General features: G+C 63.8%; 17 protein-coding genes and 1 tRNA gene. 3 read left to right on the top strand and 15 right to left on the bottom strand.

Annotated elements, in window-relative coordinates; translation table 11 throughout:
• The first annotated feature begins 22 nt into the window (after positions 1-22).
• Positions 23-994, top strand: coding sequence for an NAD(P)H-dependent flavin oxidoreductase (locus tag ACSYDV_RS06365; protein ID WP_438322945.1), 972 nt, complete (start codon positions 23-25; stop codon positions 992-994).
• A gap of 311 nt (positions 995-1,305) precedes the next feature.
• A complete protein-coding gene (locus tag ACSYDV_RS06360) occupies positions 1,306-2,226 on the top strand; it encodes a hypothetical protein (protein WP_438322944.1) in 921 nt (306 codons plus the stop codon).
• Positions 2,227-2,289: 63 nt separating this feature from the next.
• On the opposite strand, the gene ACSYDV_RS06355 is transcribed toward ACSYDV_RS06360, so the two are convergent.
• From ACSYDV_RS06355 to ACSYDV_RS06290, 14 genes are all read right to left on the bottom strand, one after another.
• The gene (locus ACSYDV_RS06355) at positions 2,290-3,165 is read right to left on the bottom strand and encodes an IS1595 family transposase (protein WP_438322943.1); all 876 of its coding nucleotides are present in this window, start codon (positions 3,163-3,165) and stop codon (positions 2,290-2,292) included.
• A gap of 140 nt (positions 3,166-3,305) precedes the next feature.
• Complete coding sequence (locus ACSYDV_RS06350; RefSeq protein WP_438322942.1) at positions 3,306-3,782, bottom strand: AHH domain-containing protein; 477 nt, start codon at positions 3,780-3,782, stop codon at positions 3,306-3,308.
• Positions 3,782-4,594, bottom strand: coding sequence for a hypothetical protein (locus ACSYDV_RS06345; RefSeq protein WP_438322941.1), 813 nt, complete (start codon positions 4,592-4,594; stop codon positions 3,782-3,784). The genes ACSYDV_RS06350 and ACSYDV_RS06345 overlap by 1 nt, the downstream gene beginning before the upstream one ends.
• Before the next feature lie 96 nt (positions 4,595-4,690).
• Positions 4,691-6,652 (bottom strand): potassium transporter Kup, encoded by a 1,962-nt coding sequence (locus ACSYDV_RS06340; protein WP_438322940.1) that lies wholly within the window; start codon positions 6,650-6,652, stop codon positions 4,691-4,693.
• Positions 6,653-6,696: 44 nt separating this feature from the next.
• Positions 6,697-7,347 carry a tetratricopeptide repeat protein gene (locus ACSYDV_RS06335; RefSeq protein WP_438322939.1) on the bottom strand — a complete coding sequence of 217 codons (651 nt, stop codon included), beginning with the start codon at positions 7,345-7,347 and terminating at the stop codon, positions 6,697-6,699.
• Positions 7,344-7,775 carry a cytochrome c-type biogenesis protein gene (locus ACSYDV_RS06330; protein ID WP_438322938.1) on the bottom strand — a complete coding sequence of 144 codons (432 nt, stop codon included), beginning with the start codon at positions 7,773-7,775 and terminating at the stop codon, positions 7,344-7,346. Before ACSYDV_RS06330 ends, ACSYDV_RS06335 begins: the two co-directional genes overlap by 4 nt.
• A gap of 2 nt (positions 7,776-7,777) precedes the next feature.
• Entirely contained in the window at positions 7,778-8,308 is a 531-nt protein-coding gene (locus ACSYDV_RS06325; RefSeq protein WP_438322937.1) for a DsbE family thiol:disulfide interchange protein, read from the bottom strand.
• Positions 8,305-10,275, bottom strand: coding sequence for a heme lyase CcmF/NrfE family subunit (locus tag ACSYDV_RS06320; protein WP_438322936.1), 1,971 nt, complete (start codon positions 10,273-10,275; stop codon positions 8,305-8,307). The genes ACSYDV_RS06325 and ACSYDV_RS06320 overlap by 4 nt, the downstream gene beginning before the upstream one ends.
• Entirely contained in the window at positions 10,272-10,712 is a 441-nt protein-coding gene (gene ccmE / locus ACSYDV_RS06315; RefSeq protein ID WP_438322935.1) for a cytochrome c maturation protein CcmE, read from the bottom strand. Before ccmE ends, ACSYDV_RS06320 begins: the two co-directional genes overlap by 4 nt.
• Positions 10,709-10,894, bottom strand: a complete 186-nt coding sequence (locus tag ACSYDV_RS06310) for a hypothetical protein (RefSeq protein WP_438322934.1) — start codon at positions 10,892-10,894, stop codon at positions 10,709-10,711. Before ACSYDV_RS06310 ends, ccmE begins: the two co-directional genes overlap by 4 nt.
• A 3-nt stretch (positions 10,895-10,897) precedes the next feature.
• A complete protein-coding gene (gene ccmC, locus ACSYDV_RS06305; protein WP_438322933.1) occupies positions 10,898-11,632 on the bottom strand; it encodes a heme ABC transporter permease CcmC in 735 nt (244 codons plus the stop codon).
• A gap of 96 nt (positions 11,633-11,728) precedes the next feature.
• Complete coding sequence (locus ACSYDV_RS06300; protein WP_438322932.1) at positions 11,729-12,082, bottom strand: YbaN family protein; 354 nt, start codon at positions 12,080-12,082, stop codon at positions 11,729-11,731.
• A 133-nt stretch (positions 12,083-12,215) separates the two neighbouring features.
• Positions 12,216-13,268: a Glu/Leu/Phe/Val family dehydrogenase gene (locus ACSYDV_RS06295; RefSeq protein ID WP_438322931.1), complete on the bottom strand. Its 1,053-nt coding sequence runs from the start codon at positions 13,266-13,268 to the stop codon at positions 12,216-12,218.
• 108 nt (positions 13,269-13,376) lie between these two features.
• A tRNA-His gene (locus tag ACSYDV_RS06290) sits at positions 13,377-13,453 on the bottom strand.
• A 112-nt stretch (positions 13,454-13,565) separates the two neighbouring features.
• Between ACSYDV_RS06290 and ACSYDV_RS06285 the strand changes: the two genes are divergently transcribed.
• Positions 13,566-14,246 carry a prolyl hydroxylase family protein gene (locus tag ACSYDV_RS06285; protein ID WP_438322930.1) on the top strand — a complete coding sequence of 227 codons (681 nt, stop codon included), beginning with the start codon at positions 13,566-13,568 and terminating at the stop codon, positions 14,244-14,246.
• 111 nt (positions 14,247-14,357) lie between these two features.
• Here the strand turns inward: ACSYDV_RS06285 and ACSYDV_RS06280 are convergent, their stop codons facing one another.
• Positions 14,358-15,104, bottom strand: a complete 747-nt coding sequence (locus tag ACSYDV_RS06280) for an SIMPL domain-containing protein (protein ID WP_438322929.1) — start codon at positions 15,102-15,104, stop codon at positions 14,358-14,360.
• Between the last annotated feature and the right edge of the window lie 251 nt (positions 15,105-15,355).

Below are 15,355 nucleotides of genomic sequence, written 5' to 3'. Positions count from 1 at the left end.
AACCGCAACCGGAGAATGATTCATGGCTCTTCCCCCGATTTTCGACCGCCTGCGCCTGCCCGTCATCGGCTCGCCCTTGTTCATCGTATCGGGCCCCGAGCTGGTCATCGCCCAGTGCAAGGCGGGCATCGTCGGCAGCTTCCCGGCGCTCAACGCCCGGCCGCAAACCCTGCTCGACGAATGGCTGCACCAGATTACCGAAGAACTTGCGGCATGGGACCGCGCCAATCCCGACCGCCTTTCGGCGCCCTATGCGGTCAACCAGATCGTCCATAAATCGAACGACCGGCTCGAACAGGACATCGCGACGTGCGCGAAATGGAAAGTGCCGATCACCATCACCTCGCTCGGCGCGCGCGAAGAACTTAATCAGGCCGTCCATGGCTGGGGCGGCATCACGCTCCACGACGTCATCGACGATCGCTTTGCGCGCAAGGCGGTCGAAAAGGGCGCCGACGGGCTGATCCCCGTTGCGGCGGGTGCCGGCGGCCACGCCGGGGTGCTGTCGCCCTTCGCGCTGGTGCAGGAAATCCGCACATGGTTCGACGGCCCGGTCGCATTGTCCGGCGCCATCGGCCACGGCCGCTCGATCCTCGCCGCGCAGGCATGCGGCGCCGACCTCGCCTATATGGGCAGCGCCTTCATCGCCACCGCCGAAGCCAATGCGGACGACGGCTATAAGGACGGTATCGTCGCGGGCCGTGCCAGCGACATCGTCTATTCGAACCTGTTCACCGGCGTTCACGGCAATTATCTGCGCCAGTCGATCATCGACGCGGGCATGGACCCCGACAATCTGCCCGAAGGCGATCTCAAGACGATGAACTTCGGATCGGGCGGCAACACCAAGGTCAAGGCGTGGAAGGATATCTGGGGATCGGGTCAGGGCATCGGCCCCCTCACCGCGGTCCGCCCCGTCGCCGAATTCGTCGCCGAACTAGAAGCCCAATATCTCGCCGCCCGCCGCGAACTCGAAGCCAAGGTGCGCCTCTAAGCCAGACACCAGCCCGCTGCCCGCACCGATCATCAATGTCGGCTTTGGGGTGGGAAGCGGACGCTTCTTTTCCCCTCCCGCATGCGGGAGGGGCAGCGAGGCTTGCCAGCTTGCTGGCTAGCCGCAGCGGGGTGGGAAAACCGCAACGCTGCTGGCCCACCCCCAACCCCTCCCGCCTGCGGGAGGGGAGAAGAAATGTCCGCAACGGGTCGCTAGCTACCACTCCCCATCGTCACCCCGGACTTGATCGGCGATTATCCCCTTAGGGCAAGTAACGTGACTCCTCCTTTTCCGCCTGCTATGACAAGCGAATGGCGGGGACAAAGGCGTTCGTGGGTGAGCTTGTGCGGCCAAAGGCCGTGCGTTGGGGCGCTTTATTGCTGGCAGGCGTCGGCGCTTACGATGTGGGCTGCAACCAATTTGGATGGCCTAAAATACCCGAGCTATGGGGCATGACCGGGTCTTTGCTGCCTTGGTGGGGATGGCTGATCGCGATCCAGGGACTAATAGTTGTCGCTCTATTCGAATATGTGCGGCGAAATGCGACTCAGGCGCTCAAATCCACGCCGCCTTATGACGAAAGTAAGCTTCGCCAAGAGGTGTCCGATCTTGCAGAAACGGTCCGAGCAGTAATCGTCGATTACCAGAATATGCGGGGGTATGAGGCAGGATTCTCGGGTAAACTGGACCGCTTGAAAATTGAGCTCTCTAGCGAACTGCAGAGCGTTCGTGCCGGCGCCAACATGACTGCCGGCTCCATCACAGACATGCTTCAAAGCATCGAAAAGATGGACAAGACCTTGGCCGGATGGAGTCAAACGCTGGCTGGGGTGAAAAAGCTCAGATATGTCGCAGACCACTACATTGGACGACTGCGAGCCGTTGTGTGGGATGAAATCTGGCAAGCCATCGACGCAATGGACAGCGTCACAACCATTGGTCGTGACCATGCTCGCGACCTCCATATTTCTACGATACAAGATAAGCTGGCGTTGCTTGGTCGTGATATGAGTTCAGGAAATGGTTATACATACGAGCAGAGGCTCGAGGAAATAAACACCCAGAACCAATATGTCGTTCTGTTGGAGGGCGAGGAGGATCGGTGGAAAAGCGGCGCAGAAAAGAAGCAATACTATCTCGACCGAGCTTTCACGGATGCGTTTAAGTCGAACTATCAGCGAGCCTACGTCCCGCCGGGGGACATAGAACTTTTGAGAGTATGGAGAACTTGATGGCGGACGGCCCCACGACCCGCTTCGACGCCCTATTAGGGGCAATGGTGCAGGGCGAAGCCCCTAGCGCACAAAAGAAGTCAGCAACTCGTTCAGCATCGTCGAAGGGCGATGACGGCGATTGTGACGAAATTCAAACTCACCCAGATACTTCGACAGATGCTGACGGCTAACATGAATGTGAGTGCCGTTGATCGACCGCTTTAGCTGCGCCCAGAAGCCTTCCAGCGCATTCACGCCAGCGCCATCCTTCGTCGCATACTGCCCGCGATTGTGGTTCACCTTGATGTGGCGATAGCCCTTCTGGTCAATGTCCTTGTAGCCGCCCATTTCGTCCGTGCTGATCGTCGTTCCCGGCAGAACATGGTGCTGGATCATGCCGTGCATGTGAAACTTCGTGCGGCTTTGCGTCACGCGGGTGACTAGCTCGCCACCGCGTTCCAGCATTCCAACAACGACGGTTTTGTTGCCCATGTAGCCGTTACCTTTGCCCGACACCGAACCACCGATGATCGTTTCGTCGATCTCAACGACTTCACCTACGCCGCCAAGCGGATCGTCGCTGTCGAGCATCGCCATATACTTGCGGATTTCGTGGCACATGCGCCAAGCCGTTTTGTAGGTGACGCCGATCTGGCGCTCGATTTCCTTTGCCGCCACGCCGCTACGGGTCGAGCAGAACTGGAACATCACAAAGAACCAGTCGCGAAGGCTCGTGCGCGTCCGGTCGAACGGGGTGCCAGCGGTCGGATAGACTTGATGGCCGCACCATTCACAAGCGTAGCTGCGACGCTTGGCGACGCGGTAGAATTTCGCGCTCTTGCCGCACTTTTCGCAGTCGTGACGCTCGCCGTAGCGAACGCGCATCAGATGATCGAGGCAACTTTCCTCGGTAGGGAAGCGGTCCTGAAACTGGCGAAGGGTCGGTGCTTTGCTCATGCCGATTGTCTAGCCGAATCCTTTACTTGTCGCAAAGGGATAATTGCCGACTTGATCCGGGGTCCATGACTTCAACGCTGCGATGAATCCCGGACCAAACCTGTCCTGAGCTTGCCGAAGCGTTCGGGATGACGACTGCCCTACCCGCCGAACAGCCGCTCGATCGCCTCGTCCAGATAAGGGCGGTCGGCGAACAGCCGCATCGGGTCGCGCCGGTTGAGCCAGAATCCGGTACCATGCCGGTCGGTCAGCGCGCGGCGCGTTGCATCCTGCAACAGCCCAAGCCGCATCACCGCCGTCCGCCGCGCCGAGCGCAGATCCGCCGGCGCGTGCAGGCAAAAATGCACCCGCACCTGCTCGACCCGGGCGGTCACGACATCGCTGTAACCATGATGCGGTCCGCGGTGCATCGCATAGCCCGACGACAGCGCCGCAACCTCGGACGCAGGCAGCACCAAGCCGTTGCAGCCAAAATGCCGCAACGCAAACCCCTCGCCTTCCAGAAGGACGAACATCGACGCCATCTGGGGCCGTTTCAGCAGGGAAATGGGGATGAGATGATGACGTTGATATCCGCTGCGCGGCGCCGGCGCCCCTTGCCAGCGGCGCCGCGGCATCAGCTTTCGGGGCCGAACTCGACGCGCACCACGCGCCGCCCTTCACCGGCCGCCGCCAGCCGTATCCGTTCACCCGGCGCAAGGCCCTGCAACTCACGGCTGCCACTGAACCGCCCATGGAGCATCATGTCGAGTGAGAGCCGCGCCAGCCGCCGGACCATCTTCGCCACCGTCCAACCGGCCGGGATTCGGGCCTCCAGCTCCTGCCCCGCAAACCATGCCAGCCCGCGCGTGACAACCGCTTCGCCTTCGTCGCCGTCCTGACACCGAAAGGCCACCATGTGCAGAACCGGCGGCATCCCGCTCGTCAGCATCTCCGCAACCGATGCGCGAAATTGCGGCGCGTCGGACCACAGGCGCGCGGGCGACCAGAAAAAATGGCTCGCGTCGAACAGGTCGACCAGCAACAGCATGGCCTTGAAATAATCGCGGCCTTCCACCGACGGCTTCGTCGCGGCCCCCGGCGCCCGGATATCTTCCGGAACGAAGGTCCAGCAGTGCCCGCCGTCGCGCCAGTCGTGCGGCAGGCTGGCGGCGAGTTGGCTGATCGACGGCTGCTCCGGATCGACCTCGTCGAGCGCGGACGCATCGGCCGGTCCCGCAATCCACCGCAAGGCCCCGAAGCGCAGGCGGAATGTCGGCACCCCCCGTGCGGGGTCGCTGCGGTCGATCCGCTCGGGCATCAGCCCCATTTGCCGGATCGCCTGTTCCATTTCGTCGGGCGACGCGCGCCGCATTGCGGACCCGATGATCAGCGCAAAAGGCGCCGGGGGAACCGGCAGGATCAGTCCATCGCTTTTGCCGACTGCCATGCTGGTCGCTGCCCCCCGTCCGTTCGCGCCTGCATCGCAAGCCTGCCGGCAATGTTCAAACGCTTATTGCGGCAATGGGTCCGAAATGGTCGGGTCTCAGATCGCGACCTGGCTGCCCAGCTCGACGACGCGATTGGTCGGCAGGCGGAAATATTCCATCGCGCTTTCCGAATTGCGCAGCATCCACGCGAACAGCTTTTCGCGCCAGATCGGCATCCCGGGCGTCGCTGCGGCGATCAGCGTCTGCCGCGACAGGAAGAAGCTGGTCTCGATCATCTTGAATTCGGCGCCGCATCCGGTGACGCGCTTCAGCGCCTCGGGGACATGGACCGGCTGCATGAAGCCGTAATTCAGCACCAGCCGGTGGAACCCCTGCCCCAGATCCTCAAGCGCGCAATGGTTTTCCTCGCGCACAAAGGGGACATCGGCGATCTTGATCGTCAACAGGATGATGCGTTCGTGCAGCACCTTGTTGTGCTTCAGATTGTGGAGCAGCGCGTGCGGCACACCGTCGGAACTCGACGTCATGAACACCGCGGTTCCGGGCACGCGGGTCGCGCTGTTCGCCGCCGATTTCACGAACACCGGGATCGGCATCGCGCCTTCGGCCATCTGCTGCTGCATCAATTTGCGCCCCCGCGACCATGTCGTGAGCAGGGTGAAGATGGTCAGGCCGATCGCCAGCGGCACCCAGCCGCCGTCGGGCACCTTGATCAGGTTCGCGCCGAAATAGGCGATATCGACGATGAAAAAGACCGCAAGGACCGGCAGCGCCTTCCACGCCGGCCAGCGCCACAGGCTGAACAGCACGACGCTCATCAGACAGGTGTCGATGAACATCGCCCCCGTCACCGCAATACCATAGGCGGCGGCCAGATTGCTCGACGACCCGAAGAAGAGGACGAGGATGATCACCATCACCATCAGCGCCCAATTGACCATCGGGATATAGATCTGCCCGGCGGCCGACGCGCTCGTATGCTCGACGCGCAGGCGCGGAATAAAGCCCAGCTGGATCGCCTGCTGGGTCAGCGAGAAGGCGCCCGAAATCACGGCCTGACTGGCGATGATCGTCGCCAGCATCGCCAGGATGACGACCGGAATTCGCCAGGCGTCGGGCATCATCTGAAAGAAGGGGTCCTGGATCAGTTCGGCGCGCGGCCCCGCTTCGGCGGCAAGCACCATCGCGCCCTGCCCCATATAGTTCAGCATCAACGCCGGCAGCACGAAGCACAGCCACGAAAGGCCGATCGGCTTGCGTCCGAAATGGCCCATATCGGCATAAAGCGCCTCGGCCCCCGTCACCGCCAGCACCACCGCGCCCAGTGCGATAAAGGCGGTGAAACCATCGACATAAAAGAAGTTGAGCGCGTTTAGCGGATTCAGCGTCTCAATGATGATCCCCGGGTGATCGACAATATGCATGATGCCCAGCGTCGCGAGCATCAGGAAATAGGCCAGCATGATCGGGCCAAAGAGCGCCCCGACCTTCGCCGTTCCGCGCGACTGGATCGCGAAGATGCCGATCAGGATCGTGAGCGCGATCGGCACGATATAGGGCTCGAACCCCTTGTTGACATAACTCAGCCCCTCGGTCGCAGAGAGGACCGACATCGCGGGGGTGATCATGCTGTCGCCATAGAAAAGCGCGGTCGCAAACACCCCGAGCAGCACCAGCGGCCAAGTCCAGCGCTTGCCTTCCGACTGGCGGCTGATCAGCGCGAGCAGCGCCAGGCTGCCGCCCTCGCCCTTGTTGTCGGCCTTCATGATCGTCAGCACATATTTGAACGTGACGACCAGCATCATCGACCAGAACACCAGACTCAGCACGCCATAGATGTGCAGCGTGTCCGCCTCGATCCGGTGATGGCCCGAAAAGGTTTCGCGAAAGGCATAGAGCGGGCTGGTGCCGATATCGCCAAAGACGACGCCCACCGCGCCGACGGCCAGCTTCAGCTTGCCGTCACCCTGATGGCCATGGCCGTAATGGCCCGTATCGGCGGCAGTCAGGGCGGGGCTCGAAGCCCCACCGGCCACCTGTTGCGACTCAGCAGTCATCGCGCGCCTTTAGACCAGTCCGCGATGATGGAATAGCACTCAAATCAGGGCTCTGCCGGCGCGGCGGGCGGCAGTTGCGGGCCAAGTGCCTGATGCAGCTGCGCCAGCCGCATTTCCAGATCGGCCCGCCAGGGTGCGTCGGCGGGGCTGCGCGAGAGCAATTGGCTCCACACCGCCTCGGCGCCTTTGAGGTCGCCGCCCTGCGCCAGTGCCAGCCCGGCGAAAAAGGGCGGCGCGGGGTGCGTCGGATCGCGGCGCGCCGCCTCGTCAAATGCCAGTGCCGCCGCGGGCGACATCGCGCCGCCGCCATGCGCGACAAGCGCATTGCCCAGCCCCACCCACAGGTCGACATTGTCGGGATATTTCTCGAGCCCCTTTTGCAACGTCTGGGCGGCGAGCCCGGTCTTGCCGGTGCGGGCGAACCCGTCGGACATGCCCAGCCACTGCGCCGCCGGACCAAAACGGTCGGCCATGCCCTTTCGCTGGTCGGTAATTGCTTCCCCGAAACCTTCGGGTTCGGCAGCCGCCGCAACTGGCTTGCCGGGCAGCGAGGGGCTCCCCTCCAGCGCATAGCCCGCAAGGCCCAGCATCACGGCCGCCGCCGCCAGCGGGCGCGCCGCTGCGGGCAGCTTGCCCAGCCAGAATATCCCGCCGATCGTCAGCGCCGCGGCCAATATCACCCACAGCCAGATCATGCTTCACCCTCGCCTTCGCTGTCGCCACGGCGGAAACGGCCGAAGGCCAGCAAGCCGCCAAGGCCGAGAAAGATCAACGGCCCCAGCCACAGCAACGCCGTCGCCATGTCGAACGGCGGATCATAAGTCACCCAATTGCCATAGCGCGCGACCAGCCATTTGCGGATTTCACCGGGGCTTTCGCCCGCTGCGATCTTGCTGCGCACCTCGTGCCGCATGTCGCCGGCCAGCGGCGCATCGCTGTCTGCGATCGACTGCCCCTGACAGACGAGGCAACGCAGTTCCTCCATCAACGCCTTCGCCTTCGCCTCCTTGGCGGGGTCGGCAAGCTGCTGATAGGCATAGGGCGCGGGCGGCAGGCGGTCCTGCGCCGCCAGCGGCATCGCCATCGCCATCGCACCGAGCAGCACCAGGGCGGCAAAGCGCATGCTCACTTCATCGCTTCCAGCTTGGCGACGATCTCGGGAACATGTTCCGCCAGGATCACGCCCTGAATCTGCTCGCGAATAATGCCCTTGCCGTCGATCAGGAAGGTTTCGGGAACACCCGACGACCCCAGCGCGATCTGGACGCTGCTCTGCATATCGGCCCCGATGCGGTCGAACGGATTGCCATATTCGCGCAGGAACATCGCGACATCGTCGGGACGGTCGCGGATCGCAATGCCGTCGATCGGCACGCCTGCGGCCTTCAGCGCCTCAAGCTGCGGCGCCTCCGCGCGGCACGGGATGCACCAGCTCGCAAAGACATTGACCAGCCGCGGACGGCCGTCGGCAAGCTGGCTGCTTTTCAGTCCCTCGACCCCGGTCGTCGCGGGCGGCAGGTCGAACAGCGGCATCGGCTTGTCGATCCATTGCGACTGGATCAGCGTATCGGGCGGCGTCACCAGCCGATAGATGAAGGCGCCGAACAACAGCCCCATGATCGCCAGCGGGACGAAAAGAACCCAACGATTCTTCATGGTGCGAAACGCTCCTGTGATTTGCGCGACCGGCGTGCGCGCCATAGTGCCAGCAACTGGGCGCGGCCGAGCATCGACAGCACCGCGCCAAGCGCAATCAATCCCCCGCCAAGCCAGATCCACCACACCAGCGGCTTCCACCACAGGCGCAGCTGATAACGGTCGGCGCTGCCATCCTCGCTCACCACGGGCTGACCGAGCACCGCATAAAGCTGCCCGCCCGGCCGCGTCAGCAGCGCGGCTTCATTCGTCTCGGTCGGCGCCGTGCCCATCAGGCCGGGGAACATCCGCGATTCGGGCCGCAGCATGAAGGACGCACCGCCGGGTGTCGACGCGATCAGCGTCCCCTCGATCGACGTGAAATTGGGTCCCGCGACGGGCTTCACCCCGACGAACTTCACTTCGAACTCGCCCACCTTCACGACATCCCCCGGCGCCGCTGCAACCAGCCGCTCCTTGATGAACGCGCTTTCGGCGCCCATCCCGGCCAGCGTCACCGCGACCCCGAAATGGGCGATCACCATGCCCCATGTCGGCAGCGGGGTGCGCCGCAGATTGCGGCCCCACAGGGGCGCGAGGCTCGCGACAGCGACCACGCCCGCGACGGTCATCCCCAGCAGGGGCAATATCCCGACCGTGCCGCCGAAAATGACGAGCAGCACCAGCACCAGTGCCCCGGCGAACACCGCAAGCGGCAAGCGCGACCATAATTTCTTGCCATCGTCCTTGCGCCAGCTCAGCAGCGGCCCCGCGACCATGACGAGGCAGAGGATCAGCGCCAGCGGCCCCGCGACCCTGTTATAATAGGGCGGGCCAACCGAAATCTTCTCCCCCATCGCCTCGGCAACGATCGGATAGAGCGTGCCCAGCAGGACGAGCGCAAGGATCGTCGTGAGCAGCAAATTGTTGATCACCAGCGAACCTTCGCGGCTCAGCAGCGCGAATTTCTTGCCCTCGGCGACGGTATTGGCGCGCAGCGCGAACAAGGTCAGCGCGCCGCCGATATAGACCGCCATCAGGATGAGCAGGAACGTCCCGCGCTCGGGATCGACGGCAAAGCTGTGAACGCTGGTCAGCAACCCCGAACGTACGATGAAGGTGCCGACCATCGACATCGAAAAGCCGATCACCGCCAGCATCACCGTCCAGGCGCGCAGTGCGTTGCGTATCGCCGTCACCGCCACCGAATGGAGCAGCGCCGCACCGGCTAGCCAGGGGATCAGCGAGACATTCTCGACCGGGTCCCAGAACCACCAGCCGCCCCAGCCAAGCTCATAATAGGCCCAGTAACTGCCCGCCGTGATCCCGATCGTCAGGAATATCCAGCTTCCCAGCACCCATGGGCGCATCGCGCGGGCGAAGGCCGGGCCAATCTCGCGCGTAATCAGCGCACCGACGGCAAAGCTGAAGGCGACCGACAGGCCGACATAGCCGATGTAAAGCGTCGGCGGATGAAAGGCGAGCCCCGGGTCCTGGAGCAGCGGGTTGAGCCCCTGTCCGTCGGGCGGCGCCACGGGCAGGCGCTTGAAGGGGTTCGACGAAAAGATCAGAAAGGCAAAGAAACCGATACTCAATGCGGCCTGCGCCGCCAGTGTCGCGATCAGCGTATCCTCGCGCAGTCGCTTCTCGAAAATCGCGACCAGCGCGCCCGACAGGCCAAGGATCGTCAGCCACAACAGCATCGACCCTTCATGATTGCCCCACGTCCCCGCGATCTTGAACATCATCGGCTTCAAACTGTTGCTGTTCCGCGCAACCAGTTCGACCGACATGTCGGAACGCACGAACAGCGCGATCAGCAAGGCAAAGGCAACCGCGGTCAGCACGCCTTGCGCGACGCTCGCCGGCCGCACCAGCGCTCCCAGATCCTTCGCGCCCCCGCGCAGATACAGCGTTCCCGCGACCAGCGACAAACAGGCGAGCGCCGCCGCGATCCAGAGCAGGGCTAGTCCAAGTTCGGCGATCATGTCGTTTGCTGCGCTTTCGCTACGCCCTCGGGCATCTCGCCCATCTGCGGCGGCATATAACGTTCGTCATGCTTGGCGAGGATGCGGTCGGCGACGAATGTGCCGTCGGCGCGCATCCGGCCGTCGGCGACCATGCCCGATTCTTCGCCGAACAGGTCGGGGACGATGCCCGTATATTCGACCGGGACCGACGCTTTTCCGTCGGTCGCGACGAAACGGATGGTCAGGCCGTCGCTTTGGCGCTTGATGCTGCCCGCGGCGACCATGCCCCCCAGCCGCATCGCTTCGCCGACCGTCGCCTTGCCGTCCTGAATTTCAACGGGCGTGCGGAAATAGGCGGCTTCGTCGCGCAGCGCGCTCGCCGCGAGGACGCCCGCGCCCCCGACGCCGACAAGCGCCACCAGCGCCAGCACCAGCCTTTGATGTTTCGCTTTCATTTCCCGTCCCCGCGCGGCGTTTCACCGCGCCGATTGCTGGCGCGCAGCGCGTCGCTGCGCCCCTCGGCTTTCGCCATCGCGCGCCAGCTATGCAGCAGCACCGCGCCGGTCAAAACAGCCGTCAAAATATAGGCTGCCGCCACATAGGCCCATTGCCCGCCCCCGCTGATGACCCCCGTCACGTTCTAAATCCCCTCGTCGTCGGCCAGCCGTCGCAACCGCGCGGCCACGCGGTTATCGGCAATGATTCGGCGCATCCGCATCAACACGATGGCACCGAACAGACATGAAAAGCCCAGCAGGGTCAGCCCCAGCGGCCACAGCAACGCGCCGTCGATGCTCGATCCGCGCAACGTGATGCTCGGCCCCTGATGCAGGCTGTTCCACCAGACGACGCTGCGGTTGATAATCGGAATATTGATCGCGCCGACCAGCGCATAAATGGCGGCGCCGCGTGACAGCGAACCGCCCTGCCGCTGCCCCTCATCGCCGCTCGTCAGTGCAATGAAACCGGCATACAGGAACAACAGGACCAGCATCGACGTCATCCGCCCATCCCATTCCCACCAGGTGCCCCACGTCGGCTTGCCCCAGATCGATCCGGTCGCAAGGCACAACGCGGTGAACAGCATCCCCGGCACCGCGACGGCGCGTGCGGCGATTCCCGCCAGCGGGTGCCGCCAGACCAGTTGAACCAGCCCGGTGATCGCCAGCGCGGTCCAGCCGCCCATGCCCAGCCATGCCGACGGAACATGGACATAAAGAATGCGTGCGGTCTCGCCCTGCTTATAGTCGCCCGGCACCTGCGTCAGCCCGGCCCAGGCTCCGACGAGCAAAAGCAACAGACCGGCGCCCAGCAGCCACGGCGTCAGCGGCCTGGCGATCGCAAGAAAACGGGTGGGGTTGGCATAAGCGTGCATCGGATTGGCGTCGTCCTTAGGCGAGCAGCTTGGGTGGGTCCAGCAATTTGCCCGGCACAGCCCTTCCCGCCCCTTTTGGCTGCCCGCGCGGCTCGGTCATTTCTCCGGCCGTGTCCATATCCAGCTGCCGGTGACCGCCGCCGCGACGACCGGCGCCATCGACCAGGGCCAGGGCGCGAAAATCAGCGCCGCGGCGATGCTGACGGCAAAGGCGACGCTCGCCGCGATCTTGCCCTTGCGGCTGATCGCGCCCTTTTCGCGCCATGCGACAATATGCTGACCAAAGATCGGGTGATGGACCAGCCACGCCTCCAGCCGCGGCGACGAACGCGCAAAGCAAAAGGCCGCCAGAATCACGAAAGGGACGGTCGGCAACAGCGGCAAAACGGCGCCAATCGCGCCCAACCCCAGCGACAGCCAGCCGCTGACGAAAAAGAAATGCCGCTTCATTGGGAAGGGCTTAGCGGAAATCCGCCGTCGCGCCAGCCCCGAACCACTTCCGTCGCCCCCGCGCAGGCGGGGGCCGCCATCGGCCTTGCATAAGGTTGCCAGCGACCCCCGCCTTCGCGGGGGCGACGCCTTTTTACCCCCGCCCGATCAGCTTCTGCGCCATCCGGTCGGCGACCATCGACGCCGGCGTGCCGCTCGCCTTACTCTCGGCCCAGATGTCGGCCAGCCGGCCGGGGATCAGGTGGATGCGGCTTTCGACTTCCTCGCGGCTGCCGTGCCCCAGATATTCCAGCGCGACATTGATGATGCCGCCGGCGTTGATCACATAATCGGGGGCATAGGTGATGCCGCGATCGTGGATGCGCTGACCATCGGCCGCAGTCGCAAGCTGATTGTTCGCGCCGCCCGCGATGATCGGCACGCGCAACTTCTCGATGCTCTGTTCGGTCAGGATCGCGCCAAGCGCATTGGGGCTCAGCACATCGGCCTCGACCTCCATGATCGCACCCGAATCGGCCAGATCGGCGCCCAGTTCGTCGGCGAGCGCCTTGGCGCGCCCCAGATCGACGTCGGCGAGGATCAGCTTCGCGCCCTCGGCCGCCAGCCGCCGCGCGACCCCGCCGCCGACGCTGCCGACGCCCTGGATCGCAACCCGCACATCCTTGGCGCTGTCGGTGCCCAGCCCGTTCAGGATCGCCGCCTTGACGCCCAGATAGACGCCCAACGCGGTGTACGGCCCCGGATTGCCGCCCACAGCCACGCCGTTCGCCACGGGAAGCCCGCTGACATACTTGGTCTGTTTGGCGATCTCGACCATATCGACGTCGGTGATCCCGACATCTTCGGCGGTGATATAGGCGCCGCCCAGCGATTCGACCGCACGGCCGAACGCGGCGAGCAGTTCGGGGGACTTCACCCCGCCCTCCTCGGCCAGAATCACGCCCTTGCCGCCGCCCATCGGCAGCCCGGCCATCGCATTTTTATAGCTCATGCCGCGCGACAGGCGCAGCGCGTCGGTGATCGCGGCCGCACGCTGCGGATAATGCCAGTAACGGACGCCGCCGGCGCCGGGGCCTAGGTGAGTCGAGTGAACGGCGACGACCGCCGTCAACCCGCTGGCCCGATCGCGGAACATGTGAACATGCTCATGATCGTCAAAATCGGCGAAATCCCAGACTGCGGACATGGACTCATCCTCACGTTTAAAAATTACGTGAAAGAGTAATAATAGAACAATGCTGCGAAGTCACGCCGATTCCACATGGGGAATATCATCCATGATATCATGGGAAAATGGGGCGACCAACGGGGCTCGAACCCGCGACCTCCGGTACCACAAACCGGCGCTCTAACCAACTGAGCTATGGTCGCCACATAAGCGACGAGGGCGCACAACGCGCCTCGACAGCGCGCGGCGAATAGGCGCGGGTGCCCCCGTTCGTCAAGCATTGTTCGCAGGCAATGTGCCGACTAAAAAGCCCGCATGACCGAAACCAAGATCGTGGACATGGCGACATCGGGCGCCGACCGCACCGCAGCGCGGCTCGCCGCCGTCCCCGGCATCCGCCGCGCGCCGACGCCAAAGCTCGAACAATATATGCTGGCGGGCTTCCTCGACCCCGCTACCTGCGCCGCGCTGGTCGAGCAGATCGACCGCGACGTGCGCCCCTCGACGATCGCCGATCCGAACGGCGACGACGCTTTTCGCACCAGCACGACCTGCGACCTTAACCATCGCGACGCCATAGTTAACACCGTAAACACACGCCTTCATGACCTCACCGGCATTCCGCTGGAATATGGCGAGCCCTTGCAGGGACAGCGATATGAGGTGGGTCAGCAGTTCAAGGCGCACACCGATTATTTCGATCCGCACGGCGCCGACTGGGAAACCTATTGCGCGGTGCCGGGGCAGCGCAGCTGGACGCTGATGATCTATCTCAACGAACCCGGCGCCGGCGGCGCGACGCGCTTTATGGCCACCGCCAAGATGCATCAGCCCGAAACCGGCAAGCTGCTCGCGTGGAACAATGTCCGCAGCAATGGCCAGCCCAACCCCGACACGCTCCACCACGGGATGAAGGTGCGCAAGGGGCGCAAATATATCATCACCAAATGGTTCCGCGAACGGCCCTGGCCGTGGGCGGAGGGGGAATTGGGCTAGAAGCCAGATACAAAAGATCCGTTCGCATCGAGCGCAGTCGAGATGCCCATCGGTCGCACGCGCCTTTGGGGTGTCTCGACTACGCTCGACACGAACGGATCGCTAGATCGCTTAGCGAACCAGGCGGTACTGGAAGCTCAGCGTCAGCGTGTTCGCAACCTGACCCGGCTCCACCACGGCCTTGCCGGCGCTCTGCACCCGCGCATCCATCGCATACGCCATCGGACGCGGCGGGCCCTGATAGCCGCCGCCTTCGCTCACCGATACCAGCTCGGCGGTGCGATAGCCTGCAAGCCGCGCATAATCGGCCGCCTTGGCATTCGCCTCGTCGAACACCGCCTTGCGCGCCGGGACCAGCAACGCATCGGCATCCTTCATCGAGAAATAGGGTCCATCGACATTGGTGCCGCCTGCCGCGACCAGCGCGTCGAGCAATTCGCCCAGCTTGCCGATATCGTCAGTCGTCGCGCGCACCGTGTTGCTGACCTGATAGCCCAGGAAACGCGGCGGCTGGCCATTGCCCTGATTGTTATAATCATATTGCGGTGAGAGGTTGATGCCGCTCGTCTGAATATCGTCGGCCTTGATCCCGCGCGCCTTGGCGGCGGCGACCAGCTTTTCCATCGCGGCGCTGTTCGCGCGCAGGGCTTCGACCGCGGTCGGCGCAACGCTCGTCACGCCCGCACCGATGCTGGCGCGGTCGGGACGCGAACGCACTTCCTTGTCGACGCTGAAGCTGAGGATCGGGCCGCCCGCTGTTGCTGTCGTCACCGTCGTTCCTCCTTGCTGCGCGAGTGCCGGCGTTGCCACCAGCAATGCCAATCCAGTAGCCATAGCGGTGAGCATCTGCTTCGTCATATTCTTCTCCTGTCGCCGGAGCCCCGGCTCTTCATGAACCCGGCCCCGTAACGCTGACGGAGCCGACCCGTTCCCGCCTTTGTACGCTGCGCGCTTGCATGATGCTGAACGCGCCAGTAGCGAGCCGTTCATATGGGTCAGGGTTTGCTTCTTGCGCGTCCGAGGTTTGAAGCGATTTCGTTCAGGGCGAGGAAGCGGGACGCAGGCATATGACTATATTCCAAGGCCCGCTGACGCGGCCATGGACGAAA

The sequence above is a fragment of the Sphingopyxis selenitireducens genome (assembly GCF_051550705.1).
In the GTDB taxonomy this organism is placed as follows: domain Bacteria; phylum Pseudomonadota; class Alphaproteobacteria; order Sphingomonadales; family Sphingomonadaceae; genus Sphingopyxis.
Note: the sequence above shows the minus strand (reverse complement) of the source record. Positions and strands in the feature narration are given on the sequence as shown.

What these genes read in the sequence shown, in the direction of transcription:
- ACSYDV_RS06365 (WP_438322945.1), top strand. Translation starts at nt 23, where the DNA reads ATGGCTCTTCCCCCGATTTTCGACCGCCTGCGCCTGCCCGTCATCGGC.
- ACSYDV_RS06360 (WP_438322944.1), top strand. Translation starts at nt 1,306, where the DNA reads ATGGCGGGGACAAAGGCGTTCGTGGGTGAGCTTGTGCGGCCAAAGGCC.
- ACSYDV_RS06355 (WP_438322943.1), bottom strand. Translation starts at nt 3,165, where the DNA reads ATGAGCAAAGCACCGACCCTTCGCCAGTTTCAGGACCGCTTCCCTACC.
- ACSYDV_RS06350 (WP_438322942.1), bottom strand. Translation starts at nt 3,782, where the DNA reads ATGCCGCGGCGCCGCTGGCAAGGGGCGCCGGCGCCGCGCAGCGGATAT.
- ACSYDV_RS06345 (WP_438322941.1), bottom strand. Translation starts at nt 4,594, where the DNA reads ATGGCAGTCGGCAAAAGCGATGGACTGATCCTGCCGGTTCCCCCGGCG.
- ACSYDV_RS06340 (WP_438322940.1), bottom strand. Translation starts at nt 6,652, where the DNA reads ATGACTGCTGAGTCGCAACAGGTGGCCGGTGGGGCTTCGAGCCCCGCC.
- ACSYDV_RS06335 (WP_438322939.1), bottom strand. Translation starts at nt 7,347, where the DNA reads ATGATCTGGCTGTGGGTGATATTGGCCGCGGCGCTGACGATCGGCGGG.
- ACSYDV_RS06330 (WP_438322938.1), bottom strand. Translation starts at nt 7,775, where the DNA reads ATGCGCTTTGCCGCCCTGGTGCTGCTCGGTGCGATGGCGATGGCGATG.
- ACSYDV_RS06325 (WP_438322937.1), bottom strand. Translation starts at nt 8,308, where the DNA reads ATGAAGAATCGTTGGGTTCTTTTCGTCCCGCTGGCGATCATGGGGCTG.
- ACSYDV_RS06320 (WP_438322936.1), bottom strand. Translation starts at nt 10,275, where the DNA reads ATGATCGCCGAACTTGGACTAGCCCTGCTCTGGATCGCGGCGGCGCTC.
- ccmE (WP_438322935.1), bottom strand. Translation starts at nt 10,712, where the DNA reads ATGAAAGCGAAACATCAAAGGCTGGTGCTGGCGCTGGTGGCGCTTGTC.
- ccmC (WP_438322933.1), bottom strand. Translation starts at nt 11,632, where the DNA reads ATGCACGCTTATGCCAACCCCACCCGTTTTCTTGCGATCGCCAGGCCG.
- ACSYDV_RS06300 (WP_438322932.1), bottom strand. Translation starts at nt 12,082, where the DNA reads ATGAAGCGGCATTTCTTTTTCGTCAGCGGCTGGCTGTCGCTGGGGTTG.
- ACSYDV_RS06295 (WP_438322931.1), bottom strand. Translation starts at nt 13,268, where the DNA reads ATGTCCGCAGTCTGGGATTTCGCCGATTTTGACGATCATGAGCATGTT.
- ACSYDV_RS06285 (WP_438322930.1), top strand. Translation starts at nt 13,566, where the DNA reads ATGACCGAAACCAAGATCGTGGACATGGCGACATCGGGCGCCGACCGC.
- ACSYDV_RS06280 (WP_438322929.1), bottom strand. Translation starts at nt 15,104, where the DNA reads ATGACGAAGCAGATGCTCACCGCTATGGCTACTGGATTGGCATTGCTG.